23 protein-coding genes are annotated in these 26,005 nt (G+C 66.0%); 11 read left to right on the top strand and 12 right to left on the bottom strand.

The genetic code is table 11. From position 1 onward, the window contains the following. Positions 1–226 precede the first annotated feature (226 nt). A complete protein-coding gene (locus tag LQ144_RS15150) occupies positions 227–484 on the top strand; it encodes a type B 50S ribosomal protein L31 (RefSeq protein ID WP_028267311.1) in 258 nt (85 codons plus the stop codon). A gap of 83 nt (positions 485–567) precedes the next feature. Beyond that, positions 568–1,662: a biotin/lipoate A/B protein ligase family protein gene (locus LQ144_RS15145; RefSeq protein WP_230119531.1), complete on the top strand. Its 1,095-nt coding sequence runs from the start codon at positions 568–570 to the stop codon at positions 1,660–1,662. Between the two features lie 50 nt (positions 1,663–1,712). On the opposite strand, the gene pepN is transcribed toward LQ144_RS15145, so the two are convergent. Together pepN and LQ144_RS15135 are read right to left on the bottom strand one after the other, a co-directional pair. Beyond that, entirely contained in the window at positions 1,713–4,355 is a 2,643-nt protein-coding gene (gene pepN / locus LQ144_RS15140) for an aminopeptidase N (RefSeq protein WP_230119530.1), read from the bottom strand. A 4-nt stretch (positions 4,356–4,359) separates the two neighbouring features. Further along, positions 4,360–5,391 carry a putative sulfate exporter family transporter gene (locus tag LQ144_RS15135; RefSeq protein ID WP_230119551.1) on the bottom strand — a complete coding sequence of 344 codons (1,032 nt, stop codon included), beginning with the start codon at positions 5,389–5,391 and terminating at the stop codon, positions 4,360–4,362. A 187-nt stretch (positions 5,392–5,578) separates the two neighbouring features. Here LQ144_RS15135 and LQ144_RS15130 point away from each other — a divergent pair, with 187 nt between their 5' ends. The 3 genes from LQ144_RS15130 (at position 5,579) to LQ144_RS15120 (ending at position 8,997) form a co-directional block, all read left to right on the top strand. Beyond that, positions 5,579–7,135 (top strand): circularly permuted type 2 ATP-grasp protein, encoded by a 1,557-nt coding sequence (locus tag LQ144_RS15130; protein WP_230119529.1) that lies wholly within the window; start codon positions 5,579–5,581, stop codon positions 7,133–7,135. Positions 7,136–7,222: 87 nt separating this feature from the next. Continuing rightward, positions 7,223–8,149 (top strand): alpha-E domain-containing protein, encoded by a 927-nt coding sequence (locus LQ144_RS15125; RefSeq protein ID WP_230119528.1) that lies wholly within the window; start codon positions 7,223–7,225, stop codon positions 8,147–8,149. Continuing rightward, positions 8,146–8,997: a transglutaminase family protein gene (locus LQ144_RS15120; protein WP_230119527.1), complete on the top strand. Its 852-nt coding sequence runs from the start codon at positions 8,146–8,148 to the stop codon at positions 8,995–8,997. The genes LQ144_RS15125 and LQ144_RS15120 overlap by 4 nt, the downstream gene beginning before the upstream one ends. A 25-nt stretch (positions 8,998–9,022) precedes the next feature. Here the strand turns inward: LQ144_RS15120 and LQ144_RS15115 are convergent, their stop codons facing one another. The 4 genes from LQ144_RS15115 to glgC form a co-directional block, all read right to left on the bottom strand. Further along, complete coding sequence (locus tag LQ144_RS15115; protein ID WP_230119526.1) at positions 9,023–9,505, bottom strand: pyridoxamine 5'-phosphate oxidase family protein; 483 nt, start codon at positions 9,503–9,505, stop codon at positions 9,023–9,025. Between the two features lie 116 nt (positions 9,506–9,621). Further along, positions 9,622–10,083: a pyridoxamine 5'-phosphate oxidase family protein gene (locus tag LQ144_RS15110; RefSeq protein ID WP_230119525.1), complete on the bottom strand. Its 462-nt coding sequence runs from the start codon at positions 10,081–10,083 to the stop codon at positions 9,622–9,624. A gap of 59 nt (positions 10,084–10,142) precedes the next feature. After that, positions 10,143–11,594 (bottom strand): SDR family NAD(P)-dependent oxidoreductase, encoded by a 1,452-nt coding sequence (locus LQ144_RS15105; protein ID WP_230119524.1) that lies wholly within the window; start codon positions 11,592–11,594, stop codon positions 10,143–10,145. An 81-nt stretch (positions 11,595–11,675) separates the two neighbouring features. Beyond that, positions 11,676–13,076 (bottom strand): glucose-1-phosphate adenylyltransferase, encoded by a 1,401-nt coding sequence (gene glgC, locus LQ144_RS15100; protein ID WP_230119523.1) that lies wholly within the window; start codon positions 13,074–13,076, stop codon positions 11,676–11,678. A 100-nt stretch (positions 13,077–13,176) separates the two neighbouring features. Here glgC and glgA point away from each other — a divergent pair, with 100 nt between their 5' ends. Further along, positions 13,177–14,373 carry a glycogen synthase gene (gene glgA / locus LQ144_RS15095; RefSeq protein ID WP_230119522.1) on the top strand — a complete coding sequence of 399 codons (1,197 nt, stop codon included), beginning with the start codon at positions 13,177–13,179 and terminating at the stop codon, positions 14,371–14,373. A 106-nt stretch (positions 14,374–14,479) separates the two neighbouring features. Here the strand turns inward: glgA and LQ144_RS15090 are convergent, their stop codons facing one another. Together LQ144_RS15090 and LQ144_RS15085 are read right to left on the bottom strand one after the other, a co-directional pair. Next, entirely contained in the window at positions 14,480–16,594 is a 2,115-nt protein-coding gene (locus tag LQ144_RS15090) for an acyl-CoA dehydrogenase (protein WP_230119521.1), read from the bottom strand. Between the two features lie 48 nt (positions 16,595–16,642). Next, positions 16,643–17,323: a TetR/AcrR family transcriptional regulator gene (locus LQ144_RS15085; protein ID WP_230119550.1), complete on the bottom strand. Its 681-nt coding sequence runs from the start codon at positions 17,321–17,323 to the stop codon at positions 16,643–16,645. A 68-nt stretch (positions 17,324–17,391) separates the two neighbouring features. Between LQ144_RS15085 and LQ144_RS15080 the strand changes: the two genes are divergently transcribed. Genes LQ144_RS15080 through LQ144_RS15070 form a run of 3 tightly spaced genes read left to right on the top strand, consistent with a single transcriptional unit; the run spans position 17,392 to position 21,050 of the window. Further along, the gene (locus LQ144_RS15080; protein WP_230119520.1) at positions 17,392–18,795 is read left to right on the top strand and encodes an acetyl-CoA C-acetyltransferase; all 1,404 of its coding nucleotides are present in this window, start codon (positions 17,392–17,394) and stop codon (positions 18,793–18,795) included. 9 nt (positions 18,796–18,804) lie between these two features. Beyond that, positions 18,805–20,142 carry a 3-oxoacyl-ACP reductase gene (locus tag LQ144_RS15075; RefSeq protein ID WP_230119519.1) on the top strand — a complete coding sequence of 446 codons (1,338 nt, stop codon included), beginning with the start codon at positions 18,805–18,807 and terminating at the stop codon, positions 20,140–20,142. After that, positions 20,139–21,050, top strand: coding sequence for a MaoC/PaaZ C-terminal domain-containing protein (locus LQ144_RS15070; RefSeq protein ID WP_230119518.1), 912 nt, complete (start codon positions 20,139–20,141; stop codon positions 21,048–21,050). Before LQ144_RS15075 ends, LQ144_RS15070 begins: the two co-directional genes overlap by 4 nt. A gap of 10 nt (positions 21,051–21,060) precedes the next feature. On the opposite strand, the gene LQ144_RS15065 is transcribed toward LQ144_RS15070, so the two are convergent. The 4 genes from LQ144_RS15065 to LQ144_RS15050 all read right to left on the bottom strand — a co-directional run bounded on the left by LQ144_RS15065 (position 21,061) and on the right by LQ144_RS15050 (position 24,879). Further along, complete coding sequence (locus tag LQ144_RS15065) at positions 21,061–22,179, bottom strand: aromatic acid exporter family protein (protein ID WP_230119517.1); 1,119 nt, start codon at positions 22,177–22,179, stop codon at positions 21,061–21,063. Positions 22,180–22,268: 89 nt separating this feature from the next. Next, positions 22,269–23,330, bottom strand: coding sequence for a glutathione S-transferase family protein (locus LQ144_RS15060; protein WP_230119516.1), 1,062 nt, complete (start codon positions 23,328–23,330; stop codon positions 22,269–22,271). A gap of 9 nt (positions 23,331–23,339) precedes the next feature. Further along, positions 23,340–24,104 (bottom strand): M50 family metallopeptidase, encoded by a 765-nt coding sequence (locus LQ144_RS15055; protein ID WP_230119515.1) that lies wholly within the window; start codon positions 24,102–24,104, stop codon positions 23,340–23,342. Positions 24,105–24,153: 49 nt separating this feature from the next. Then, the gene (locus tag LQ144_RS15050) at positions 24,154–24,879 is read right to left on the bottom strand and encodes a polysaccharide deacetylase family protein (RefSeq protein WP_230119514.1); all 726 of its coding nucleotides are present in this window, start codon (positions 24,877–24,879) and stop codon (positions 24,154–24,156) included. Positions 24,880–25,215: 336 nt separating this feature from the next. On the opposite strand from LQ144_RS15050, the gene LQ144_RS15045 reads away from it, so the two are divergent. Both LQ144_RS15045 and LQ144_RS15040 read left to right on the top strand, forming a co-directional pair. Beyond that, positions 25,216–25,680 (top strand): GatB/YqeY domain-containing protein, encoded by a 465-nt coding sequence (locus LQ144_RS15045; RefSeq protein ID WP_230119513.1) that lies wholly within the window; start codon positions 25,216–25,218, stop codon positions 25,678–25,680. 100 nt (positions 25,681–25,780) lie between these two features. Next, positions 25,781–25,978 (top strand): hypothetical protein, encoded by a 198-nt coding sequence (locus tag LQ144_RS15040; RefSeq protein WP_230119512.1) that lies wholly within the window; start codon positions 25,781–25,783, stop codon positions 25,976–25,978. The last annotated feature ends 27 nt before the right edge of the window (positions 25,979–26,005 follow it).

Below are 26,005 nucleotides of genomic sequence, written 5' to 3'. Positions count from 1 at the left end.
CCTGTTGCAGCGTATTGGAGCAACGTTGTGACTGCTAGCGGAACAGGGCTCCTGCTCGACTGAGTCCGTGTGCCGGCCCGGCCATCGGTTCGTCACTGCATCGCGGATCCGCTATGATTGATAGCTGGTTGCACTGCGTCTTTTGCTTGCCTTTGATGCAGACAGCGGCCATCCCATTCATACCTGGCAACTGGCAAAATCCAGTTGTGCGAACAAAGGTCCCATTATGAAGTCTGATATCCACCCGAAGTACGAAGCTGTTGTTTTCAACGACCTGGCTTCCGGCGTCAAGTTCCTGACCAAGTCCACCGTGTCTTCCAAGAAGACCATCGAGTGGGAAGACGGGAACACCTACCCGGTCATCGACGTCGAAATCTCCTCCGAGTCCCACCCGTTCTACACGGGCAAGCAGCGCATCATGGACTCTGCAGGCCGCGTCGAGCGCTTCAACGCTCGCTTCAAGGGCTTCGGCGGCAAGAAGTAACTTACTTCTCCCCAAGGTTCTTTGGAAAAGCCCGCACCGGGAACGGTGCGGGTTTTTTGCGTTTGTGGGGCAGGATGGAAGGCATGACTGCCACGCCATATTCTGCAAACGACGGCGGTGCCCCGCGCCTTCATGGCGAGTACAAGGTTCCGGGCGGCAAGCTCGTTGTGGTGGACCTCGACGTCGTCGACGGCACCTTTGCCGGCATCTCCCTCAGCGGCGATTTCTTCCTCGAACCCGACGAGGCCCTGCCCGACATCAACGCAGCGCTGGAGGGACTCCCGGAAAGCTCGACGGCGCCCGAGATCGCCGCCGCGGTGGAGGCAGCCCTGCCGCCGGGCGCCGTGATGTTCGGCTTCTCGGCGGATGCTGTGGCGGTCGCCGTCCGCCGGGCACTGTCCAAGGCCACCGCCTGGTCCGACCACCATTGGAACATCATTGCCCCCACGGTGTTGCCCACACACCTGAATGTGGCGCTGGACGAGGTCCTGACCGAGGAGGTCGGCGCCGGCCGGCGCAATCCCACGGTCCGCTTCTGGGACTGGGAGGAGCCGTCTGTGGTCATCGGCAGCTTCCAGTCCTTCCGCAACGAGCTTGACCCCGCCGGTGTGGCCAGGCACGGAATCACGGTGGTCCGCAGGATCAGCGGCGGGGGAGCGATGTTCATGGAGGCCGGCAACTGCATCACCTACTCGCTGTACCTGCCACAGACGCTCGTGGACGGCATCAGTTTCGCCGACTCGTACGCGTTCCTGGACGCGTGGGTGATGGCCGCCCTGAAGCAGCTCGGCATCGACGCCTTCTATGTGCCCCTGAACGACATCGCCACGGACCAGGGCAAGATCGGCGGGGCCGCCCAGAAGCGGCTCGCCAACGGCGGCATGCTGCACCACGTCACCATGAGCTATGACATCGACGCCGACAAAATGGTGGAAGTGCTGCGGATCGGCAAGGAGAAACTGTCAGACAAGGGAACCACCAGCGCCAAGAAGCGGGTGGATCCGCTGCGGCGCCAGACCGGATTGGCTCGCACAGACATCGTGGCCGCCATGATGGACGTGTTCGCCGGACGGTACGGAGCCACGCCGTCGGAGATTACTGCGCAGGAATTCGAGACGGCACGCGCGCGGGTTGCCGCGAAGTTCGGCACCGACGAGTGGCTGCACCGCGTGCCATAGGTATCCATCGAGTGCTCCATAACTGCCCTTCTGGGCGCTCAAAACGGCAGTTACGGAGCAACCGATGGTGTTTTCGAGGCGGACTGGGCGGTGAGCGCCCGGTGGAGGTGGCTTCGCTGCTCGATGATGATGCGGCGCAGCGCCCGGGGCGCGTCCCTGTGGTCAGCCAGCCAGGCGTCAGTTCGCACAATGACCGGATGTTCGTCGGGGGAGCCGGCACCTGGAAGAAGGTCACGGGACCCGGGGTAGAACCCGCGCACAATCCGGCTGGCGATCTCGATGCTCCGCTCCGCCCAGACCGCTTCCAGACAGCCGAAGTACGGCTCCACGAAGGGGTCCAGCAGGTCTGCCGGGCCGGTATTGAAGCCGGCGATGGTGGCGCTGAGCAGCTGGTTGGACAACCCTGTGCCGCGCACTGCGGCCTCCCACGCCGCTGCCTTGACCGCGGCCTCGGGCCGGGCTGCGAGCGCCGTGGCATGTCCGGCCCGTCCGGACGCCGTGGTGTCCCGTGCCAGCTCGCCGTCCAGCTCGGCAACGCTTGCCTGGCCGTGAGCGGCCAGGGCATGCCACAGACTCCAGCGGAGCTCGGCGTCCACGGCGAGTCCAGGCACCACGGTGGCGCCGTCAAGCAGGCTGCGGAGCACTGGCAGCTGGCTGCCGTCCGTGCGGCTGAGTGTGGCGAGCGTGCGTGCCCAGGCCAGCTGCTGGTCCGAGCCCGGCTCCGCTGCGCGAAGTTTCCCGGCTGCCGCGGCGGCAAACGCCGCCCGCAGGGCATCACGTTCGTCTGCGGGGACGTAGTGATCCAGCGCCGTTGAGGCATTTCCCAGAATGTTCAGGAGCACGCCGATTCCCGTTTCGGCCGGGGCAAATCTGCGGACGGCGTCCACGTACAGCGCCGCAGGTGTTTCACCGTCCCGGGCGGAGTTCCACAGCGCAGTCCAGCACAGGGCGCGGGCCATCGGATCGGCGATTCGGTCCAGCGATGCACGCACCGTGGCTTCGGAGACCGGATCCAGCCGGACTTTGGCGTAGCTCAGATCCTCGTCATTCACCAGCAGCAGGGCCGGCCGGGCCTTGCCGCCCAGTTCAGCCACCGGCTCCGAGGCCCCGGGCAGGTCCGTCTCAACCGAATCAGTGCGCACCAGCATGCCGGCGTCGTCGAAGTTGTACAGTCCGATCCGCAGGCGGTGCGGCCGCAGCTCGCTCCGGCCGGTGGCGGGGTCCATCGCTTCCTGCAGCAGGGTGACCTGCTCCATCGTGCCGTGGCCCGGTGCGTCGTCGGCAAGCTCCAGCTCGACCCGGAGCGTGGAGATGCCGGACGTCTGGAGCCACTGCCTGGCCCATACCGTCAGGTCCCTGCCCGACGCCTGGCTGAGTGCACCCAGAAGGTCAGCCAGTGTGGTGTTGCCGTACTCGTGGCTCCTGAAATACTGCCGGGAGCCGGCGATGAACGCGTCAAAACCGACATAGGCCACCAGCTGCTTCAGGACGGACGCGCCCTTGGCGTAGGTGATGCCGTCGAAGTTCTGCTTGGCCGCCTCAAGGTCGGGGATGTCCGCAACGATCGGGTGGGTGGTAGGCAACTGGTCCTGGACGTAGGCCCAGGCCTTGCGGTTGTTCGCGAAGTTCACCCAGGCCGTGTCCCATCCGGTGGTCCGGTCCACACCGAGTGTCCCCATGTAGTCCGCGAAGGACTCCTTCAGCCACAGGTCATCCCACCACTGCATGGTGACCAGGTCACCGAACCACATGTGGGCCATTTCGTGCAGCAGCGTGTTGGCGCGGCCCTGGTACTGCGAATCGGCGGCCCGGGAGGCGAAGACGTAGTTCTCCGTGAAGGTGACCAGGCCTGGGTTCTCCATGGCTCCCAGGTTGTATTCGGGCACAAATGCCTGATCGTACTTCCCCCACGGGTACGGGTAGTCGAACAGGCTGTTGAAGAACTCCAGTCCCTGCTTGGTGAGCTGGAACAGCTCGGCAGTGTCAAAGGATTCCGCCATGGAGGCCCGGCAGTAAAGTGCCAGCGGCACCTCAAGCCGCGTGCCGTCGTCGGAGGTTCTGCTCCACAGATCCTGCGCCTTGAAGTAGGGGCCTGCCAGAACGGTGGTGATGTAGGTGGACATCGGCAGTGTGGGAACGAAGTCCCAGCGGCTCGCTCCGGCGTCGTCCGCCAGCGGGAGCCGGGCCGCCTCGGCCCCGTTGGAGGCCACGTGCCATCCGGACGGGGCGGTGACGTGGAAGGTGAAGGAGGCCTTGAGGTCCGGCTGTTCAAAGTTTGCGAACACCCGGCGGGCATCGGCGGGCTCGTACTGGGTGTACAGGTAGCACTGGCCGTCCGCGGGATCGAAGAACCGGTGCATGCCCTCGCCGGACCGGCTGTAACGGGCGGTTCCTGTGACCGTCACCGTGTTCTCGGCCTGCAGTTCGTCCAGCCGGATCCGCGAACCGTCCACGATCCCGGCCGCCGGCAGTTCGGTGCCGTTGAGGACCACGCTCTGGACGTCGCCGATGAAATCCAGGAATGTCGATGTTCCCGGTTCGCGTGCCGAAAAGGTGATGGTGGTCCGGCTGGTGTAGCCGGCCGCGTCCTGATCGGGCGCGTTGCGGACGTCGAGGGAGACGTCGTAGCCGTGGGTGGTGATCAGTGCTGACCGTTCTGCCGCTTCATTGCGCTGGAGGTTCTCATTCGACACTCCGCTATTGAATCATGAGGAAAGCGGCGGCCAGGCCAAGGACCGCTATCAGCAGCCAGGCGGCCAGCGCCGCCATCACTGCCCGGAGCCCCGTGTGCAGCAGGGTGTGGATGCGCACCGCGGACCCGAGCCCGAAAAGCGCACCCCCGAGCAGGATGTCCTGCAGTGCGGCCGCCGCTTCAAGCCAGCCGGCAGAGACCCATCCGGTGGAGCGCAGCGCCACGAGCACCACGAACCCGACGACGAAGAGCGGAACCACGGGCGGCAGCCTCTCCGGGGTCACCAGGGGCAGCTCCGCGTTTGCGCCCGGCTGTACCTTCCCGGCGCGGTGTGTACGGCGGACCGAAACGATCCGCTGGTGCACTCCCGCTGCCGCCACCATGGGAGCCAGCAGGATGACCCGTGTCAGTTTGACGACGACGGCGATCGCCAGCGCCGCAGGACCTGCGGTCTGCGCCGTGGCCACCACCTGGCCGACGTCGTGGACCGAGGCGCCGGTCCACGCGCCGAAAATCTCGGGGCTGAGGCGCAGCGGATGGACCAACAGCGGCAGCACGCCGATGGCCAGCGTGCCGCAGAGCGTCACGAGAGCCACCGGCAGGACGGTGTCCGGGTGCCTGATCCGCCTCACCGCGGCCATGGCACCGATCGCCGAAGCGCCGCAGATGGAAAACCCCGTGGCGATCAAGAGGGAGGCTTCCCGCGGAAGCCTGAAGAGGCGGGAAATTCCGTACGTGCCGGCAAAGCTGGCCAGCACCACACCCGCAATCAGCAGCAGGGATGTCCAGCCGAGGCCCAGCACGTCTGCAATTCCCACCTTGAGTCCAAGCAGCACGATGCCGCCGCGCATCAGGTGCTTCCCGGCGAAGTCCAGTCCAGGCCGGGCCCGTCCTGCCGTCCACACCGCCGTGAACGGCAGGTTGGCCGCCAGCAGCCCAAGGACCACGGCCAGTGTCATCGCCGGAAGGGCCGGAACCGCGGCATGGACGGAGAAGGCAATGGCCAGTGCCACCACGGCCGTCAGCAGGCCGGGCAGATTCCGGGTAAGGTTCTGGTGCACCACCCTGCGCAGCTGCGGCGGCGGCGTCGTCGGGGATCGGAAGTCTGGCACGTCCCTACCATGCCGGACAGGGGCGGCAAAAGACCAACCGGGAGGACCCGCCAACACGCCAGGACGGGGTCCGGAAATGAATTCGCAACAAAAAGGTGGTTGGCTAATGACCATGTCTGACCTATTCCAGGATTACTCTGAGGCGGCCGGCCGCACGGGCGCCTATGACGAGATGTTTGCCCCCGGGCAGATGGCCCGCACGTCCTACGGGCAGGTCGCCGGCGCTCTCCGGGAGCTTTCCCTCGCGGACGTCACCGCCCGCGCAGACTCGATGGCGCGCACGTTCCTGGACCGCGGCGTGACCTTTGACTTCGCCGGCGAGGAACGCCCCTTCCCCCTGGACATCGTTCCGCGGGTGATCCCCGCCGACGAGTGGGACGTGCTGGAACGCGGCGTAGCCCAGCGGGTCCGGGCTCTTGAGGCCTTCCTCAATGACGTCTACGACAAAATGACGGTCGTGTCCGACGGCGTGATCCCCAGGCAGCTGGTCACCACGAGCGCGCACTTCCACCGCGCCGTCCACGGCTTCGAACCGGCCGGCGGCGTGCGCGTGCATATCTCCGGCATCGACGTGGTGCGCGATGCGGAAGGGACCTTCCGCGTTCTTGAGGACAACGTCCGCGTCCCCTCAGGGGTCAGCTACGTGCTGGAAAACAGGCGTGCGATGGCGAAGGGCCTCCCGGAGGCATTCGGCCAGCAGCTCATCCGTCCCGTGGAGGAGTACCCCCGCCGGCTGCTGTCCGCCCTGCGTAAGACGGCGCCTTCCGGCGTCGACGATCCCACCGTGGTGGTGCTGACCCCGGGTGTTTTCAACAGCGCGTACTTCGAGCACACCCTCCTCGCCGGGCTGATGGGCGTGGAGCTCGTGGAGGGCCGCGACCTCATCTGCCGCGGCAACCGCGTGTACATGCGCACCACCGCCGGTGAGCAGCGGGTGGACGTCATCTACAAGCGGATCGACGACGACTTCCTCGACCCGCTGCAGTTCCGCTCCGATTCCATGCTGGGCTGCCCGGGCCTGGTGAATGCCGCCCGCGCCGGCGGCGTGACCATCGCCAACGCCGTGGGCAACGGCGTGGCTGACGACAAACTGGTCTACAGCTACGTTCCGGACCTGATCCGCTACTACCTCGGCGAAGAACCCGTCATCGCCAACGTGGACACCTTCCGGCTGGAAGAAAAGGAAGCGCGCGAGCATGTCCTCGACCGGCTCCACGAACTGGTGGTCAAGCCGGTTGACGGTTCCGGCGGCAAGGGCCTCGTGATTGGCCCGGACGCGTCCAAGGAGGAACTGGAAGCCCTGCGCAAGCGCGTCATCGCTGATCCCCGCGGCTGGATTGCCCAGCCGGTTTTGCAGCTCTCGACGGTGCCCACGCTCAGTGGGGACAAGTTCGGGCCCCGCCACGTGGATCTCCGCCCCTTCGCCGTCAACGACGGCGACGACGTCTGGGTCCTTCCCGGCGGCCTCACCCGCGTTGCCCTGAAGGAGGGTTCCCTGATCGTGAACTCCAGCCAGGGCGGCGGGTCCAAGGACACCTGGGTGCTGGCAGATTCCCCGCAGGTCCCCGTGGAGAGGCTGCCGCGGCAGTCCATCACCGTCCGGGAACGGGTCTCCGTGTGGCCGGTCGAGAGCAACTGGCGCGACCGCCAGTCGGAGCAGCAGCAGTGAGGCGGCAGGCGCCGCTCATGCCGGCATCCGCAGCCTTGTCATCAGACCGATTTCCCGCCACCACGCTCGCGCAGGAGGTAGCCGCACATGCTTAGCCGAATCGCCGAGTCCCTTTTTTGGATCGGCCGCTACGTTGAAAGGGCCGACGGAACGGCCCGCATCCTGGATGTCCACCTCGAACGGCTGAACCACCTGCCCACTGAGGAGCGGCGCAGCGTTGCCCGCGAACTGCTCGCGGTCATGGGAGCGCGCCCGCAGAGCGAGGAGTTCGGACTCGAGGAACTGCTGCACGCCCTCGCGTACGACAAGCACAGCGCCACATCCATCGCCGGGTCACTGGGCGCCGCACGTGAGAATGCCCGCCGTGCCCGTGAGACCGTGTCGTCCGGCCTGTGGGAAAGCCTTAACACCACGTACTACGGCCTCAACCAGCACCGCAAGGACGTGGTGGGCACCTACCGGTACTGCCACTGGGTGCTGGAACGGACCGCCATGGTCAGCGGCCTGGCGGACACCACCGTCAGCCACGATGACAGCTGGCTCTTCCTGGCCCTCGGACGCTCGCTTGAACGGGCCGACATGACGGCCCGCATGCTCTCCACCCGCGACGTCCTGTCCGCAGGCATGTCCTGGGTGAACATGCTGCGCTGCGCCGGTGCCTACGAGTCCTTCCTGCGCACGCGCCGTGCCGCCTTCGGAGACCAGCACGCGGCCGAGTTCCTCCTGCTGGACCGGCTCTTCCCGCGCTCGATTGTCTACGCACTGCGGGATGCCGACGAGTGCCTGGCGAAGCTGGATCCCTCGGCGCAGCGCGTCGGCTTCATCAACGACGCCCGCCGGATTGTCGGCCAGGCCCGCACCTTCCTCGAGTTCCACCGGACCGACGACCTCATGTCGGAGCTGCCGGAGCACATGGAGCGCGTGCAGAAGGCTGTTTCGCAGGCCTCGGACGCCATTTCCCGTAAGTACTTCAATCAGGCGGACGAACTGGCCTGGGTGGGAGAAGTTTCATGACCCGGCTGAGCATCATTCACAACACCGGCTACAAGTACAACAAGCGCGTCACCTTGTCCTACAACGAGGCCCGCATGACGCCGCTGACGGATCCGCAGCAAGTGGTGCTGGAGTCCTCGATGAAGGTCTCCCCGTCCCAGGCAGCGGTCAGCAGCTACCGCGACTATTGGGGCACCCGGGTCACCGCGTTCGACATGCAGATGCCGCACGAGTACCTTGAGGTCCTGTCCACAACCACCGTCGAAGTCCACAGGGTGGAACGCATTCCCTCGGAGGCGGACATCGTGGGCTGGGACGTCCTTTCCTCGCCGGAGGTCCTCAACCAGTTCAGCGACTGGGCACCCCAGTCCCAGCTGACCGGCCCGGGCGAGGAAGTGCTCGGCATCATCCCCGGCGTCGTGGCCGGAAAGAACCCGCATGAGGCCGCCTTGGCAGTCTTCGAATGGATGCGCGGCGAGATGACCTACATGAAGGGCACCACCGGCGTCACCACCAGCGCCGAGGAAGCCTGGACGCAAAGGCAGGGCGTATGCCAGGACCTCGCCCATCTGGCCATCGGAGCGCTGCGCAGCAGCGGCATCCCCGCCCGGTATGTCTCCGGGTACCTGCACCCGCGTTCGACGGCGGACATCGGCGAGTCCGTTGCCGGCCAGTCCCACGCGTGGCTGGAGTGGTGGGACGGCGAATGGCGCAGCTGGGACCCCACCAACCACAAACCGGCGGGAGATTTCCACGTCACCGTGGCCCGCGGCCGCGACTACCGCGACGTGCCGCCGCTCAAAGGCATCCTGTCCGGCGGCGGGGGATCCACGCTCAGCGTAAGCGTTGAGATCACCCGGCTGGCCTGACGGCCGGGTTTTCGGCCAGGGGATCCTACTCCGGGGAGGATTTTACGGCCCCGCTGAGCTGCGTCCACCAGGTGAGCGGCGGTGTCACCTTGAAACGCCGGCCGGTGATGGAGTCCGGAGTGATCCGGACGAAGTGGTCTTTCTGCCCGGCCTGCCACGGGAAAAGGTAGAGGGACGCCGAATCAAGGATTTCCTCGGTGTCCTTGAGGGCCGCGGCTTTGCCCTTGACCACCACGCTCCAGGCCATTCCGGAACCGGCATCTACGCCGTCGGCTTCCAGCGCTACGGGCGCGTCGCCCAGGGCGCCGCCAAGTTTGGTTCCCTCGGCAGTCCGGAACACCAGGGTGCCGTGGTCCACAGCGTAATTGAGCGGGAAGATGTCCGGATGGTCCTCCACCCAGACGGCCAGCCGGCCGACCGAAACCTGCCGGAGAAGCTCCCAGCACTGGCTTGATTCCAGGTGTTCCACGGATTCCCGGGACGCTGCGGCGGGCTGCACATTAGTCATGGACCAGAGCCTACGCCCGCTCCGACACGCTCGCCAGTGCGCCACCCGCGGCAGGGCCGCGCAGGCGTGAGCGGGCCCACCGCGTCGACTCTTGCGACTGCCGGAAGGGGCGGGGGCTACTCGAAGGACGCCCGGCGCTGGTCGCCAAGCCGGGTGTTCCAGACATCGGGGGCGTTTACCTTAAACCGCCGGCCGGTCAGGGCTTTCGGCGACAGCCGCACATAGTGTGATTTAGTTCCGGGCTCCCACGGCTCCAGGCCAAGGGCGTCCGCCGCAGCGCGCTCGGCGGGGTCGTCCACTGCCACGGTGCCGCCCCGCGCCACAACGCTCCAGGCCTCTTCGGTCTGGGCGTCGTAGCCGTCAATCTCGAAGGCGGCGGGCTCCTCTTCCATGGAACCCCAGAGCTTTGTCCCCCTGGCCGTGCGGAACACGATGCTTCGGCGCTCAATGACGAAGTTGACGGGGAAGATTTCCGGATGCCCGTCGATGATGAGGGCCAGCCTGCCGACGTTGGCTGAGGCCAGCAGCTCCCAGCAGTCGTCGAATGTGAGCTTACCGTCGTGCGGTGCACTGTTCATGGACACATCGTACGGCCACGGGCCGCGCACAGGGAGGTCATGACCCGGAGGACGGCCTCTTACCAGGGGCTCGGCTTGTAGTCCTTGAGGAAAACGCCGTATTGGTCTTCACCGTTCTCTCCCATGACGATGGGGTCGTAGACCCGTGCCGCCCCGTCCACAAGGTCCAGGGGTGCATGGAAGCCTTCGTCCATCAGCCGGACCTTGGTGTAATGCGGGCGCTCGTCGGTGATCCAGCCGGTGTCCACCGCCGTCATAAGGATGCCATCGTTGTCCAGCATCTCCTGGGCGCTGGTCCGGGTCATCATGTTCAGGGCGGCCTTGGCCATGTTCGTGTGGGGATGGCCCGGCCCCTTGTAGGCACGGGAGAACTGGCCCTCCATGGCGGAGACGTTCACGATGTATTTCCGGTGGGCTGTGGAGCGCTTCATGGCGTCCCGCAGCCTGCTGACGAGCAGGAAGGGCGCGGTGACGTTGCACAGCTGGACTTCCAGCATCTCCAGCGGGTCCACCTCGTCCACCACCTGGGTCCAGCTGTTGATGGTGGCGAGGTCGGGGACCAGTCCGCCGGCGTCGATGGCGGTGCCGGTCGCGATGCGTTCCAATGACGCAGAACCAGTAGAGAGTGCCAGCGAGGTGATGGCATCGCCGGCGAGCACGGGGTGCTCCGTGACGCTGCTGGCAAGGGCCAGGGGATGCTTGTCATGGGCATGGCCGAAGGTGACCAGCTCGGGACCTCCGTTGGCCGGCTCGAGGGCCGCCGGGAGCGGCTCGTCTTCCGCATCCACGAGGGGCTTGTACGCGTTGCCCGAGCGGCGCACGGTCTGCGCTGCGTTGTTGATGATGATGTCCAGAGGGCCCGCGGCGTTCAGCGAATCGGTCAGCGCCATGACTTGGGAGGGATCGCGCAGGTCGATGCCCACGATCCTCAGCCGGTGCAGCCAGTCCGCACTGTCCTCCATGGCAGCGAAACGGCGTGCGGCGTCCTTAGGAAAGCGGGTGGTGATGGTGGTGTGCGCCCCGTCGCGGAGCAGCCGGAGTGCAATGTACATGCCGATCTTGGCGCGGCCGCCCGTGAGCAGGGCCCGGCGTCCGGTGAGGTCCGTCCGGGCGTCGCGCTTGGTGTGGCTAAAAGCGGCGCATTCCGGGCAAAGCTGGTGGTAAAAGGCGTCCACCTGCGTGTAGTGCTGCTTGCAGATGTAGCAGGGCCGAGACCTGATCAGGTGGCCGGCCACCTTGCCGGTAGCGGAGGGGGCGAGCTTGTTGCCCCGTGTCTCGTCGTCGATCCGGTCAGGGGCGGCCGTGGCGGTTTGCGCCAGTACAGCGCGGTCGGCCTCGGCGATGAGGTCGCGCTTCGAGACCCGGCGGTGCCGCTTGACGGCCTTGAACATCTTCCCGGTGGCACGGCGCACCGAGACGTAGTCCGGGTGCTCCTCGTCATAGACGTGGATGGTGTGCAAAACCTTGAGGCAGGCCTGAATCTCTTCAGGCGTCAGATCGGAGGTGCTCATTGGTCTGATTTTACAGCCTGTTGAGCCTCAGGCCTGCCTCAAGGTTTCCGGGGGCGGTCGCTCGGCGCGGGGGCCGGGCGCCTACCTCGACGGAGAGTTGGATCCCACAGCGGCGGCCTGGACCTGGCTTACCTGTTCCACGGAACTGTGCACTTCGGGGTAGTTCTCCGTGGCGGCCTTCACCGCGTTGGGAACCAGGTGCAGATTGGCCGCCGAAAGCTTCCGCTCGGCGTCGTCCGGTTCCGGTACGGCCTGCCCCTTGGAGAGCACGGTGATGCCTGAATCGGTGACCTTAAAACCGCGGGCCCGGTCGAGTTCCGGATCAAGGCCGATCGCGGCACCAGCGGGAACCTTGACATTCTTGTCGATGATGGCGCGGCGGACCACCGCACCCGCGCCGATCTGGACCTTGTCCATCAGGACCGAATCCACAACGCGGCTTGCCGTTCCGACGTAGACGTCGTTGGACAGGACCGAGCCTTCCACGATGCCGCCCGAGATGACCACGCCGCTGGCAACGATGGAGTCAAGGGCCGTTCCGACGGTGTTGTTGTCGCCGCGGACGAACTTGGCGGGCGGGGAGATGCTCTGCCGCGTGTAGATGGGCCATTCGGAGTTGTACAGGTTGAACACCGGCAGGGGAGAGATCAGGTCCATGTGGGCGTCGTAGAAGGAGTCGATGGTGCCGACGTCGCGCCAGTAGGTGCGGTCGCGTTCGGTGGATCCCGGGATGTCGTTGAGTGTGAAGTCGTACACCCCGGCCTCGCCCTGGTTCACGAAGTAGGGGATGATGTCGCCGCCCATGTCGTGCTTCGTGTCCAGGCGTTCGGCGTCGACGTGCAGGGCGTCCACCAGGGCGTCGGCGTCAAACACGTAGTTGCCCATGGAAGCCAGAAACTGGGTGGGGTCCGCGGCCAGCCCGGGGGTGGAGGACGGCTTCTCAACGAATGCCGCGATCTTCTGGGAGTCTTCGGGATCCACCTCGATCACGCCGAACTGGTCCGCCATGTGCAGCGGCTGGCGGACGGCGGCGACCGTTGCTTTCGCGCCACTGCGGACGTGCTGCTCCACCATCTGCGCGAAATCCATGCGGTACACGTGGTCGGCGCCAACGACGACCACAATATCCGGGTTGGCATCGCGGATCAGGTTCAGGGACTGGTAGATGGCGTTGGCGCTGCCAAGGAACCAGCTCTTGCCCACGCGCTGCTGCGCGGGAACCGACGCAACATAGTTGCCCAACTGGGTGGACATCCGCCAGGTTTCGGAGATGTGGCGGTCAAGGCTGTGGGACTTGTACTGCGTCAGGACCACGATCTGCAGATAGCGGGAATTCACGAGGTTGGACAGGGCAAAGTCGATCAGCCGGTAACTTCCCGCAAAGGGCACGCCGGGTTTGGCCCTGTCCGCCGTCAGCGGCATGAGGCGATTTCCCTCGCCGCCCGCGAGGACAATGGCCAGGACTTTCTTATTCAACGGCATGTGGTCGCTCCTGTACGCCTTCGTAACTTCCCCAACAGTCCGGCACGCCCGGACTCCTTCACACTAGAACAGTTCAACCGTAACGACTACCTTGGGTATCGTGCGAATAGACATTGTGACTAAAGAGTTCCCGCCGGAGATCTATGGTGGTGCGGGCGTCCACGTGGCCGAGCTGAGCCGGGTCCTGGCCAAGCACGTCGACCTGCAGGTGCGTGCCTTTGGCGCGCCCCGGGACGCCGACTACCACGGGGCGGCCGTGACCTCCTACTCCGTGCCGGAGGATCTCGGTTCCGCCAACGCCGCGGTCCAGACACTCGGCGTGGACCTGCGGATCGTGCCGGACATCGCGGGCGCCGACGTTGTGCATTCGCACACCTGGTACGCCAACATGGCGGGACACCTGGCCTCGTTGCTGCACGGCATCCCGCATGTGCTGAGCGCCCACAGCCTGGAGCCGCTGCGCCCGTGGAAGGCTGAGCAGCTTGGCGGCGGCTACGCGCTGTCCTCTTGGGTGGAGAAGACCGCCTATGAGGCCGCCGCGGCCATTATCGCGGTCTCCGAAGGCATGCGCCAGGACATCCTGCGCAGCTACCCCGAGGTGGACCCCGCCAAGGTCAAGGTGGTGCACAACGGCATCGACGTCAGCCTCTGGAACCGCGACGAGGACCACGACGCCGTCCGTGCGCTGGGCATCGACCCCGACCTTCCCAGCGTGGTGTTCGTTGGCCGCAACACGCGCCAGAAGGGTGTTCCCTACCTGCTGCGCGCTGCCGCGAAGCTCCCCGCCGATGTGCAGCTGGTGCTGTGCCTCGGGGCTGCCGACACGCCCGAACTCGCCGCGGAGACTGCACGCCTGATCGAGGAACTCCAGAGCCAGCGCAGCGGAGTGGTGCTCATTGAGCGGATGCTGCCCCGCAACGAGCTCATCCAGGTTCTCAGCCACGCCACCGCCTTCGCCTGCCCCTCCATCTACGAACCGCTCGGCATCGTGAACCTCGAGGCCATGGCCTGCGGCGCCGCCGTGGTGGCCAGTGCCACCGGCGGCATCCCCGAGGTGGTCCAGCACGGCGAAACCGGGCTCCTCGTGGATATTGAACAGGTCACCGACGGCACCGGCACCCCGCTGGATCCGGAAAAGTTCGTCAGCGAGTTTGCCGCCGCCCTTACAGAGGTTGTTTCTGACCCCGAGCGCGCCCGTGCCATGGGCGAGGCCGGCAGGCGCCGGGCCGAAGAGCACTTTTCCTGGGAATCCATCACTGAGACCACCCTCGACGTCTACCGTTCCGTCCTCAAATAGCCGGCACTCAAGCAGGACTGCCCAAATTCAGTAAAGCAAGGCAATAAAGCGCGACGGCGGCGCTCCCCTTGGGTGGGGAGCGGCGCCGTCGGGGATTTAACGCAGATTAGCCCTTCCGCGCCAGGAGCGACTTCTCCTCCACCGGGGCGTCACCGCTGGCGCGCTGCGCACGGTAGAAGTTCCGTGCCTCGTCCTGGCGGACCTTCTCCGCGCCGGTGGCGATCGCTGCACGGAGGTGGTCCGGGCCGTATCCGAAGGCATCCACAAGATCCAGCGCGTGGGGACGGATCTTGACCAGAAGCCTGTTGATGTAGTCGCCCACGGTCCGCGCGCGCTGCATCGAGAGCCGGCCGTTCATGAGATACCAGGACAGGTTCTTCTCGATCAGGGACAGCCCGAACAGATCCCGTAGCCACGTGAGGACAGCCCTTGTTCCAGGGTCCGCAACCTTGGGGAGAGCCTCGGTGAAAGCTTCCCACTGCAACAGTTCGGCGTGGGCCTGGGCCGCGTCGATCAGCTCGTCCTGGTGCTGGTTGAACACTGCAGCAGCCTGGTCCTGCGGCAGCTTGTTGGCGCCCTTGAGGGCAGCTGCGGCCTCGGCGACCATCGACTGCACCCGGTCTGTCAGGAGCGCCCGCTGGCTATCCTCATCGCGCAGGGCAATTGCTGCCTTCTGGGGAAGGCCGTTATCGGCGACGAACTGCGCCACTCCCCGGAGCCCGGTACGGTGGACGGCGGTTCCGGCCGCCTGGTTGACCACGTAGCGCGCGAGGACTCCGAATGTGACGCTGCGGAATTCCTTGGCGTAGTCAGCCAGCAGCCGCTTTGCCACAAGCTGGAGGAGGACCGTGTTGTCGCCCTCGAAAGTGACGTAGACGTCGAGGTCGGCGCGGAGCGACGCGAAGCGGTTTTCGATCAGGAAGCCGGCGCCGCCGCAGGCCTCGCGGCACTCCTGCAGGGTGTCGAGGGCGTGCCAGGTGCTGAGCGGCTTGAGGGCAGCGGCCAGCGTCTCGAGGTCCTGCCGGTCCTCATCAGTGTCGTGCGCGCCGGAGAATACGTCGTCGAACTTCTCCAGCAGCTGCTCGTGGGCGAACGCCGCAGCGTACGTGGTTGCCAGGCGTGTGAAGAGCCGCCGCTGGTGGCGCTGGTAGTCCAGGAGGACTTCCTCCTCGGTGGGGGAGGAAGCGTTGAACTGGCGGCGCTCGGTGGCGTAGGTAATGGCGGTCTTGAGTGCGAGCTTGGAGGCAGCCACCGCGGCACCGTCGAGGCTGACCCGGCCCTGGACCAGCGTGCCCAGCATGGTGAAGAAGCGCCGGCCGGGGCTGGCGATCGGGGAGCTGTAGTTCCCGGCAGCGTCCACATCGCCGTAGCGGTTAAGCAGGTTCGTGCGGGGGATCCGGACATTGCTGAAGTGCAGGCGCCCGTTGTCGATCCCGTTCAGGCCGCCCTTGACGCCGTCGTCCTCGCCGCCTATCCCGGGGAGGAATTCCTTCGTGTCGGGATCACGGAGATCGACGTAGAACGCATGGACCCCGTGGTTCACGCCGCGCGTGACCAGCTGGGCGAACACCACGGCGCCAAGGCCGTCGACGGCGGCGTTGCCGATATAGTCCTTCCAGGCTGCACGGAACGGTGTGTTGATGACGAATTCCTCCGTGCCGGCGTCGAAGGTGGCGGTGGTGGCGATGCTGGCGACATCCGAGCCGTGCCCTGTCTCCGTCATGGCGAAGCATCCCGGGATGTCGAGGTTCATGATGCCAGGCAGCCACTTCGTGTGGTGCTCACCTGTGCCCAGGTGCATCACGGCGGAACCGAAGAGGCCCCACTGCACGCCCGCCTTGATCTGCAGGGAGGGATCGGCCGTGACCAGTTCCTCGAAGCCAGCGATGTTTCCGCCGTGGTCATCGGAGCCACCGAGGGCTGTGGGGAAAGCGCGGTGGACGGCGTCGTTGTCCACGAGGTACCGAAGCTGGCCGAACGTGCGCTGCCGGTGTTCGGTGTGGGTGAGGCCTTCCGTCTTGTGCAGTTCCGGGCGGGCGGCCAGCTCGCGTGCCTGGCGTCGGACGTCTGCCCATTTGCCGAGCAGCTGCTCACCCAGTGCGGCGACGTCGACGGCGGGCGTCCCGCCGGGGATCAGGCCGTTGGCGCTCTGACCCGTAGCAATGCCTTCCGGCGCGGGTCGGGAGGGTGCGCCCGTGGGGCGGTCCGCTACTTCAGTCATGTCGATTCCTTCGTTGGTTCTGACAATTTGAGGGGTTGTTGAACGGGTTTATTGAACGTCGGTAAGTTCTGGTGCGATGCCCACACACAGCCACGCCGTAATCTGGCGGGCCATTGCGTCCTGGTCGGGCTTCTCGGGGGAGACCGGGCTGGCCAGCCACTGTTCGCCGGCATTGCGGACCAGCCCGATCGCGGCGTTGGGCCAGTATCCGATGACCGCTTCCTTGCCAGCGCCGAGATGCGCGCGCATGGGCCGGGCAATCATCTTGGCAATGGAATCAAAGAAGTGACCGAGGGCCCCGGCCGTGGCAATGGTGGTCTGGCCGCCGTCCTGTTCCGCGGCCGAGTGCCGGGTCACGAACGCGTACACGTTGGGACTCGTCTCGGCCATCTGCAGATAGGCAGAGACCATGGCGAAGAGGCCCTCGCGCGGCGTCTGGGCGCTCTGGGCCGCCTCGTGGATGCGCCGCTGCATCTGGCTCAATACCACTTCGCCCACTGCCTGCTGAAGGCCGGCCTTGTCTCCGAAGTACCTGTAGAAGACAGACTTTGATGTCCCGGCTGCGGCCGCGATGTCCTCCATGGACGCATCGCTTCCGAGGGTGTGAACAGCTCGTCGGGCGGACTTGATGAGCTCTCGCCTCCGCTCCTCACGGTGCGACTGCCAGCGGGAGGCGCGGCCGTCGACAGCGGCGGGTACGGGCTCGGGAAGTCGGCGGGGCCGGTTCATGTTCACGATACCCAGCGTATCAGGTACGCTGGGTATCGATAATTAGCGCGGATCAAAGGAGACAGAGCATGTCCGTCGATGGACAGTCAGTAACCGGACCAGAAGAAACCACCAACGTCCGGGCGGCAGGTTCGCCCCAGTCCCTTCGTGAGGCACAGTCCCTTCGTGAAGCACAGGCTCTCCGAAAGGCTGTGGTGGTCGGCGGCAACAGGATCCCGTTTGCACGGACCGGCGGGGCCTACACGAAGTCCTCCAACCAGGACATGCTCACCGCGGCGCTGGACGGACTGATTGCCCGCTTCGGGCTGCAGGACGAGCGGATCGGCGAAGTCGCCGCCGGTGCCGTGCTGAAGCACTCGCGTGATTTCAACCTGACCCGAGAGGCTGTCCTGGGCTCCGCCCTGTCGGCCGAAACTCCCGCCTACGACCTCCAGCAGGCCTGCGCCACCGGTCTGGAAACTGTGCTGGGCCTCGGCAACAAAATCAGGCTCGGGCAGATCCAGTCGGCCATCGCCGGCGGCGTCGACTCAGCGTCCGATGCCCCGATCGCAGTCAGTGAGGGCCTCCGCGAAGTCCTGCTGGACCTCAACCGTGCGAAGGCGCTGCCGCAGCGCCTGCAGATCCTCGCCCGCCTCCGGCCCAAGGACCTCGCCCCCGATGCGCCCAACACGGGCGAGCCCCGGACGGGCCTGTCCATGGGGGAGCACCAGGCCTTGACCACAGCCCAGTGGAAGATCACCCGCCAGGCCCAGGACGAGCTGGCCTACAACAGCCACCGCAACCTCGCAGCCGCTTATGAGGCCGGATTCTTCGATGACCTCCTCACGCCCTACCGCGGGCTCAGCAGGGATTCCAACCTCAGGGCAGACACCACCCTCGAGAAGCTTGCCTCCCTGAAGCCGGTCTTCGGCCGGAACCTGGGCTCGGAGGCCACGATGACGGCAGGCAACTCCACTCCGCTGACGGACGGCGCCTCCACTGTGCTGCTTGCCTCGGAAGAGTGGGCGGACCAGCACGGTCTGCCCAAGCTCGCCACAGTCCTTGACGGCGAGGCCGCCGCCGTGGACTTCGTGCACGGAAAGGACGGGCTGCTCATGGCTCCGGCCTTCGCTGTGCCTCGGCTGCTGGCGCGCAATGGCCTGACACTGGATGACATCGACTTCTTCGAAATCCACGAGGCTTTTGCCGGGACCGTGCTGAGCACGCTGGCTGCCTGGGAAGACGAGGAATTCGGGCGCACCCGGCTCGGGCTGGACGGAGCATTCGGCAAGGTGGACCGTGCCAGGCTCAACGTCAACGGATCATCACTGGCAGCGGGACACCCGTTTGCCGCGACTGGCGGCCGGATTGTTGCGTCACTCGCCAAGATGCTGCACGCCAAGGGGACGGTGGACGGGCGTCCGGCGCTCGGACTCATCTCTGTCTGCGCCGCCGGCGGCCAGGGCGTCGTGGCACTTCTGGAAGCACACTAGGGATATCTCATGACAGACACTTACACACGGCTGGTCAGCAAGGGGCTGGGCCGGGACGTCGCCAAGAAGCTCGGACTCCCGCAGCCTGCCGTGCTGCGGCGCTACGAGCCCGGCCAGCCCCTCATCAGCGGACCGGTCCTGGTCGAAGGTTCCAGCCCGGGGGCAGACGCGCTCGCGGCACAGCTCCTTGAGTGGGACCTGGACGTCCGCCGGCACGCCGTTCCCAAGGAAAGGCTGGGCGCGATCGTGCTGGTTCTGGACGATCTGGAGTCACCGGCCGACCTCGAACAGCCGGTTCTGACGGCCGCCCCGTCGCTGCGCGACCTGGCTCCGAACGGACGCGTGGTCACTGTTTCGCGCGCTTCCGACGGAGCCACACCCGCCGCCGCCGCAGTCCGGCAGGGCGTCGACGGGCTGCTGCGCTCACTGGCCAAGGAACTGCGCGCCGGCGCCACGGGCAACGGCATTGTCCTCGCCGAGGATGTCAGCGCCACGTCGCCTGCGGCGCTCGGAGCGCTCAGCTTCTTTCTCTCGGGCCGGTCCGCCTTTGTGGACGGCCAGTTCGTGCGGATCGGCTCAACAGCGGGAAGGCTGCCTGCCGACGCTGACAAACCGCTCGCCGGAAAAGTCGCCGTGGTTACCGGGGCCGCCCGCGGCATCGGCGCGGCCATTGCGCGGACGCTGCACCGTGACGGTGCCACGGTGGTGGTGGTCGATATTCCGACCGCAGGTGACCATCTGGCCGACGTTGCCAACGAAGTCCGGGGCACAGCGCTGCAGCTCGACGTCAGTCGGGACGATGCCGGCCAGCGGATCATTGACCATGCCGTCGGACGCCACGGGCACCTGGACATCGTGGTCCACAACGCGGGCATCACCCGGGATAAGCTGCTCGTCAACATGGATCACGGGCGCTGGAGCTCCGTGATCGGCGTGAACATTGCCGCCCAGCTGCGGATCAATGAGGAGCTGCTGGCTTCCGAGCATTTCCGCTCGGCTCCCAGGATCGTGTCAGTCGCGTCAACCAGCGGCATCGCCGGCAACCGGGGCCAAACCAACTACGCAGCCTCCAAGGGAGGCGTGATCGGCATGGTCCGCGCCACGGCGCCGCTGCTCGCGGAGCGTGGCGGCTCGATCAATGCCGTGGCCCCCGGGTTCATCGAAACGGAGATGACGGCCCGCATCCCGTTCGCCACACGCGAGGTTGCGAGGCGGCTCAATTCACTGCAGCAGGGCGGTCGTCCGGAGGACGTGGCCGAGGCCATTGCCTTTCTCGCCAGCGACGCCGCAGGAGGCATTTCCGGAGAGGTACTGAGGGTTTGCGGACAAAACCTGGTGGGTGCATGAACACCGGCCAGCCCATCATCCTAGGCGAGATGCCGTCCCTTTCGAAACTCTATGTGAACGCGGCTGCGGCGGCGGCCCGGCGACGGATCCTTGGCTCCCCAGCGGGTGCGGGGCTGCCTTCGGTGGGCCACGAAGTTCGGGGAGTGCAGGCCGACGTCGGAAACCTCACCGCCTATCAGCACCTGATCGGTGAAACCGCCAGCGACGTGCTGCCCGCCGGGTTCATTCACGCGCTGGCGTTCCCCGTGGCCATGAGCGTCATGAACCGCGACGACTTTCCACTGCCGCTGCTGGGAATGATCCATCTCCGTAATGTTGTTGAGCAGCGCAGCCCCGTTCGGTTTACCGAGCCGCTGGATATTACTGCCCGGGCGGAAGCACTCCGGGCGCACAGGTCTGGAACGCAGCTGGACCTAGTTGCCGAGGTCCGGGTGTCCGGCGGCGAGGCCGTGCGCTGGCGGGGCATTTCCACGTATCTGGCGAAGGGAGTATTCCTTCCCGGCATCGACAAAGCCTCCGCCTCCGTGCGGCCGGAGGACTTCAAAGCTCCGGATCCCACCGCCGTCTGGCAACTGGGCGTGGATGCAGGGCGGGCGTACGCCGCAGTGTCAGGGGATTTCAACCCCATCCACCTCAGCGTCCTGTCCGCCAAGGCCCTGGGCATGCGGCGGTCGATTGCGCACGGGATGTACCTGGCCTCGCGGGCTCTGGCTGATGTCGGTGCAGCCAAGGGCGATTCATTCCGCTGGGACGTCACGTTTGAAGCACCGGTATTCCTTCCGGCGCCGGTCGGCCTGGACATCAGCACCGTCCAGACGGATGGTGCGGCCTGGCTGCGATCGGACTACGTGGCCTGGAACCCGCGTTCGGGCCGGAAGCATTTCAGCGGTTCAGTGGCGGCGCTGTAGCTCGGGCTGCCTACTGGCCGTCCACGCGGGCGACCCGCAGTATCCGGTGCAGGCTCAGCAAAATGGATTCCGCGGCGCTGGGGGCGTCGGCGTCGACGTCGTCGGAGGCAATCCGCCTTTCCAGGGAACCGACCGCAGCGTGTGCGGCAGTTATCAGCTCTGCTTGCCGGCCGGCGTCGTCCTCCTCCGCTGAGCGGAGCACTTCCCCGACGGCGGCCAGGGCTTTGGCGAGGGGCTCGCTGTACGGCAGGGGGATGGTGAAGGGCATGTCCTTGTTCCAGATGACGTCGGCAAGCACCTCGGTCATGTCCTGGATATGGAACGTGACGCGCTCCAAGTCTCGGACGTTGCGGTAGTCAAGGTCCACGTCGCGCGGATGGAAACGGCGGCGCGGGTTGGCTTCCCTGCTCGCGTCCGCCTTTTGGACGGCGGCGCGGACTGATCGGGCGGACCTGGCAAGCTCTTCGGACCGCTGTGACCAGGCTTCGTGCTCCGGAGGCCATTTTTCGTGCATCGCCGCCCCCATGTCCGACAGCTGACGGGCCAGGGCAAGCCGCAACTCGGCCAGGCTCAGGGCGGCAGCATTGAAGTGGAGGGGCGGGAAAACGAGCAGGTTTACGGCGACGCCCACGGCAACGCCGACGCCCATTTGGAGCAGGTAGCCGAACGAAAAGTCGTCCGGGTTCCGTCCACCCACCAGCAGGACCAGGAGAGCCGCCGTCGGAATCCAGTCCCGGCCGGCCCCAAGGCGGGGGAGTCCGGCCAGCAGGACGCCAAATGCCATCACGACGCCAACGCTCAGCGGCGTGGCGCCCAGGCTGATCAGGACGAAAGCGAGTCCGATCCCGGCCGCCAGGCCGACGAGGGTCTGCAGTCCTTGTCGCATGGAACCGGCAACATTTTCATACATGGCCACCAGCGCGCCCAGCGGAGCGTAGTACGGGTAATGGGCCGCGGCGCCCGGCATCAGCGGTGCGATCAGAAATGCTATGCCGGCGGCCAGGCCCGCTTTGGCAGCCAGCTGCAACCGCGGTGCTGCCAGGGCCCGGGTCACGCTGGCTGACGTGAGCCGCCAAACTCTACGCGGAAGAGGCTCCTGGGCCGGGGTGTCCTGCTTTGTGGTGGTCATCGGGCCCCACACTAGGGTGGCGAACGGAGTGCGACAAGTGGACTAACCCCTCAGCGTCCTCGCCGGGGGCTGGGAGACGGCGGAATCTGTCAGCGGACTCCGTTCCCTGCGGCCACTTCTTCCCCTGCCCTGACGGGCCCTGGCGGAGTGCCCTCGCCGAAAGGACTTCCGCCCAGGGACTCCCGCCCGTGCGGAGTCAGCCACCCGGAAAGGTCCGGCCCCGCCGGGACGACGCCGGTGGGATTGATGTCCTCGTGGACGATGTAGTAGTGCTGCTTGATCTGCACGAAGTCGATGGTGTCGCCGAAGCCCGGAGTTTGGAACAGGTCCCTGGCGTATGCCCAGAGGACCGGCATCTCGCTGAGTTTGTTCCGGTTGCATTTGAAATGCCCGTGGTAGACGGCGTCGAACCTGACAAGTGTCGTGAAGAGCCGGACGTCGGCTTCGGTAATGTAATCGCCGACGAGATACCGCTGCGCTGCCAGCCGTTCGTCAAGCCAGTCGAGAGCGGTCCACAGGCGGCTGTAGGCGGCGTCGTACGCGTCTTGGGAGCCGGCGAAGCCACACCGGTACACGCCGTTGTTGACTTCGGTGAACACCCGCTTGTTGACGCGGTCGATTTCCTCGCGGAGAAGCTCCGGGTACAGCCGCGGCGCTCCGGGGCGGTGGAACTCGGTCCACTCGGTGGAGAAGTCCAGGGTGATCTGGGGATAGTTGTTTGTCACCACGGCTCCGCTCGCGATGTCCACCATCGCCGGAACCGTGATGCCGCGCGGGTAGTCCGGAAAACGCCGGAAGTAGGCCTCCTGCAGGCGTTCAATGCCGAGCACGGGGTCTGTCCCGCCCGGATCCAGGTCGAAGGTCCAGGACCGGGCGTCGTGGGTGGGGCCGGGCTGGCCAAGGGAGATGGCGTCTTCAAGGCCCAGCAGGCGGCGGACGATGACCGTCCGGTTTGCCCACGGGCAGGCGCGCGCGGCGATCAGCCGGTAGCGGCCCGGTTCCACAGGCCAGCCGGGTTCCCCATTGGGCCCGGCTGCGCCGGTTTTCGTGATCCGGTCCTCGATGTAGCTGGTGTCCCGGTTGAATTCTCCGCCCGTGACATACGCGCCCTTTGTGCTGTGTTCTTTGACGGTGCTGGACTCCTGGTTCATCACTCCAGACTATGTGGCCGCTGCAAGGATGTGCGACATCGGCTGCCAGGCCACCACCCACGATGCGGCCACGACCAGGGAGAAGAGGACTATCCAGACTCCTGACGGAATGGCGGTCGCCCGGTAAAGGATGTACGCGTCCGAGGTCGGCAGCTGATCCCGGCGGCGGAGGTGCACGTTGGTGAGTTTGGCCAGGTCCCGTACGGCGGCCACGAGCAGCGCGAGCCCCAGGATGATAGCCACATGCCCGGTGAAGGCGGCCGGCACAGCGAGAACGAGGGCGGCTGCGGCGAAGACCGCGGCGAGAAGAATGAACACGCCGGCTAGGTTGCGGATGAACATCAGGGACGCCAGCAGCACCAGCAACCCGGCGGACATCGCGGCCGGGCCCCAGCCGTTGAAGCCGGACCATACCAGCGCGGCGCCGGTGACGCCCGGGACGGGATAGCCCCAAAAGCCGGACCAGACGGCGGCGAAGCGCCCGCGCGTGTAGGAGGTGGTGGTGCCGGAATGATTCAGCCGCAGTTTGATCCCGCCCAGCCGCTGGCCGCTGGTGAGCGCCGCAAAGGCGTGCCCCAGTTCGTGGGTCACTGTTGCGAAAAGCCCGAAGTACCGCCAGGTGGCGCGCGGGACCGAAAGAACGCCGGCGACCAGGACGACGGCGAGCAGCTCGGTGACGCTCACCGCAGGAATGTCGGACCTCGCGAAGCCGGCGACAATGCGGTCCCACCATTGCTCGGGCATGGGCAGGGCTGGTGCAGCTAAGTGATCCATAGGGTTCAAGGCTACCGCCGGAAGCTGTGGCCGGCCGTTGGATGCTGGGTTAGACGAGATTGAGCCAGCCGGGCTTGAGGCCTGCGGCCTTCAGGACGGGCAGGGCGCGTGCGACTCCCGCCGCGGTACCGCCCTGCGCCTGGTTGGCGTGGGCAATAATGATGTCTCCGGGTTTGGCTGCGGCGACTTCGCCGTAGACGACCGGCGCCGGGTACGTTGCACCGCCGTCGCCGTTGATGCTGAACGAGACGGGGATCAGTCCCAATCTCCTGACGATGGCAACCGAGACGTCGTCGAGGTAAGCGGTGCCGGGCCGGAAGTAGCGGGTGGGCGCGCCAGTAAGCCGGCGGAGCGCCTGCTGGTTCACCATGACCTCGTCGTAGACCTCAGCAGGGCTTGCGGTGCCCCTGATTCCGTAAGCGCTCCGGCCGGTCACTGACAGGGGGACATGTCTGGTGCCGTGATTCCCGATCTCGAACAGGGGATTACCCGCCAAGGACCTGGCGAGCTTCGGGTGGGCCTGGATCCAGCGGAAATTAAGAAAGAAGGTGGCACGTGTCCTCGTCCGGCGCAGGGTGTCGATGAGTTCCTGGTCCACGCCGTTTCCTCCGGGACCGCCGCAGCAGTCGAAAGTCAGCGCGATCCCGCGGCTGCCTGCGGAGAGTTTGTTGACGGTTCCGGGCGCTTCCAGGCCCCACTGCCGCGGAATGCGGCCTTTGAAGGCGGCGACGATGCTGTCCTTGCCGGGCGGGGTGGGTGCGTGCGTGCGCGTCATCTGGGGGACTGCGCCAGGAGTGCTGGAGGCGGGAATCCGCGGAGGTGGCGCTGTGTTAGTTCCGCTCCCGCCGCGCGGGTCGGCATCCGTGCACCCGCTAAGTGCCGCGGCAACCGTGGCGAAGGTAAAAAGCCGCCTGCTCATTACATGAGCCGGACGCTCTTCGCCTTGCCGTTCCATCCGTGCTTTCCTTCCGGTGCGGGTCCCCATGCCCCAAACCTTCACCACCCTAACGGGATTTTGTGTCATTGCCGGTGACGGCACGCGCGTCCTTAAAGGTGCACGATTGAATTACTAGCCGCCCACCACGAATCGCTACAGCACGATGAGGAAATCATGACCACACTGAAGGAACGCCTGCACGCTGACGTCATCGTCCACATGAAGGACCGCAACAAGGTCGCGCTCACCACCGTGAGAAACGTCTTGGGCGAGATCGAAACGCGGGAAAAGTCCGGCAAGACTCCGATCGAGCTGCAGGACGATCAGGTCATGGCCCTGCTGCAAAAGGAAGCCGCCAAGCGCCGGGATACTGCCCTCATCTACACCGAGGCGGGTGAAAATGACCGCGCCGCTGCGGAAATCGCAGAAGCCGAGGTCATCGAGACATATCTGCCGCAGCCACTGGGCGCAGACGAGGTGGAGGCAATAGTCGACGAGGCCATCGAAGCGTTGAAGGCCGACGGTGTTGAGCTGTCAATGCGACAGATGGGCGCCGTGATGAAGCCTGTAACCGCCAAGGTCGCCGGACGATTCGACGGCAAGGCGGTAAGTGAGATCGTCCGCGCGCGCCTGGCATAAGTGCAAGCATCAGGCCTAAGTACTGAGGCATCGACACAGGGTCGACTCGCCATCAGATTGGGAGGACGATGGAAGTACACCCACTGTAAGGAGGTCGGTGATGTGCTATTCATCGTGCGAGGGATGGCAGTACTACAAGAAGGATCACGCCCGGGAAGCTGAAGGGCGCCGGGAGACGAGCCCAGACGAGGCACCTGAGCCTCAGGTCCAGGCAGAGGAATCCAAGATGTGGGCCTATCTCGCCAAGCTGGAGCAAAGCGCGGTTGAGCAGCCTGACCGCGTCAGCGAAGGAGTCTAGGCACTGCAGTTCGGAGGGCCCCGCGGC

The organism is Arthrobacter sp. Bi83 (assembly GCF_918698095.1).
Taxonomy (GTDB): domain Bacteria; phylum Actinomycetota; class Actinomycetes; order Actinomycetales; family Micrococcaceae; genus Arthrobacter.
Note: the sequence above shows the minus strand (reverse complement) of the source record. Positions and strands in the feature narration are given on the sequence as shown.

Excerpts from the sequence above, each read along its gene's own strand:
- LQ144_RS15150 (WP_028267311.1), top strand. The coding sequence starts at position 227 with ATGAAGTCTGATATCCACCCGAAGTACGAAGCTGTTGTTTTCAACGAC.
- LQ144_RS15145 (WP_230119531.1), top strand. The coding sequence starts at position 568 with ATGACTGCCACGCCATATTCTGCAAACGACGGCGGTGCCCCGCGCCTT.
- LQ144_RS15130 (WP_230119529.1), top strand. The coding sequence starts at position 5,579 with ATGTCTGACCTATTCCAGGATTACTCTGAGGCGGCCGGCCGCACGGGC.
- LQ144_RS15125 (WP_230119528.1), top strand. The coding sequence starts at position 7,223 with ATGCTTAGCCGAATCGCCGAGTCCCTTTTTTGGATCGGCCGCTACGTT.
- LQ144_RS15120 (WP_230119527.1), top strand. The coding sequence starts at position 8,146 with ATGACCCGGCTGAGCATCATTCACAACACCGGCTACAAGTACAACAAG.
- LQ144_RS15115 (WP_230119526.1), bottom strand. The coding sequence starts at position 9,505 with ATGACTAATGTGCAGCCCGCCGCAGCGTCCCGGGAATCCGTGGAACAC.
- LQ144_RS15110 (WP_230119525.1), bottom strand. The coding sequence starts at position 10,083 with ATGAACAGTGCACCGCACGACGGTAAGCTCACATTCGACGACTGCTGG.
- LQ144_RS15105 (WP_230119524.1), bottom strand. The coding sequence starts at position 11,594 with ATGAGCACCTCCGATCTGACGCCTGAAGAGATTCAGGCCTGCCTCAAG.
- glgC (WP_230119523.1), bottom strand. The coding sequence starts at position 13,076 with ATGCCGTTGAATAAGAAAGTCCTGGCCATTGTCCTCGCGGGCGGCGAG.
- LQ144_RS15090 (WP_230119521.1), bottom strand. The coding sequence starts at position 16,594 with ATGACTGAAGTAGCGGACCGCCCCACGGGCGCACCCTCCCGACCCGCG.
- LQ144_RS15085 (WP_230119550.1), bottom strand. The coding sequence starts at position 17,323 with ATGAACCGGCCCCGCCGACTTCCCGAGCCCGTACCCGCCGCTGTCGAC.
- LQ144_RS15080 (WP_230119520.1), top strand. The coding sequence starts at position 17,392 with ATGTCCGTCGATGGACAGTCAGTAACCGGACCAGAAGAAACCACCAAC.
- LQ144_RS15075 (WP_230119519.1), top strand. The coding sequence starts at position 18,805 with ATGACAGACACTTACACACGGCTGGTCAGCAAGGGGCTGGGCCGGGAC.
- LQ144_RS15070 (WP_230119518.1), top strand. The coding sequence starts at position 20,139 with ATGAACACCGGCCAGCCCATCATCCTAGGCGAGATGCCGTCCCTTTCG.
- LQ144_RS15065 (WP_230119517.1), bottom strand. The coding sequence starts at position 22,179 with ATGACCACCACAAAGCAGGACACCCCGGCCCAGGAGCCTCTTCCGCGT.
- LQ144_RS15060 (WP_230119516.1), bottom strand. The coding sequence starts at position 23,330 with ATGAACCAGGAGTCCAGCACCGTCAAAGAACACAGCACAAAGGGCGCG.
- LQ144_RS15055 (WP_230119515.1), bottom strand. The coding sequence starts at position 24,104 with ATGGATCACTTAGCTGCACCAGCCCTGCCCATGCCCGAGCAATGGTGG.
- LQ144_RS15050 (WP_230119514.1), bottom strand. The coding sequence starts at position 24,879 with ATGACGCGCACGCACGCACCCACCCCGCCCGGCAAGGACAGCATCGTC.
- LQ144_RS15045 (WP_230119513.1), top strand. The coding sequence starts at position 25,216 with ATGACCACACTGAAGGAACGCCTGCACGCTGACGTCATCGTCCACATG.
- LQ144_RS15040 (WP_230119512.1), top strand. The coding sequence starts at position 25,781 with ATGTGCTATTCATCGTGCGAGGGATGGCAGTACTACAAGAAGGATCAC.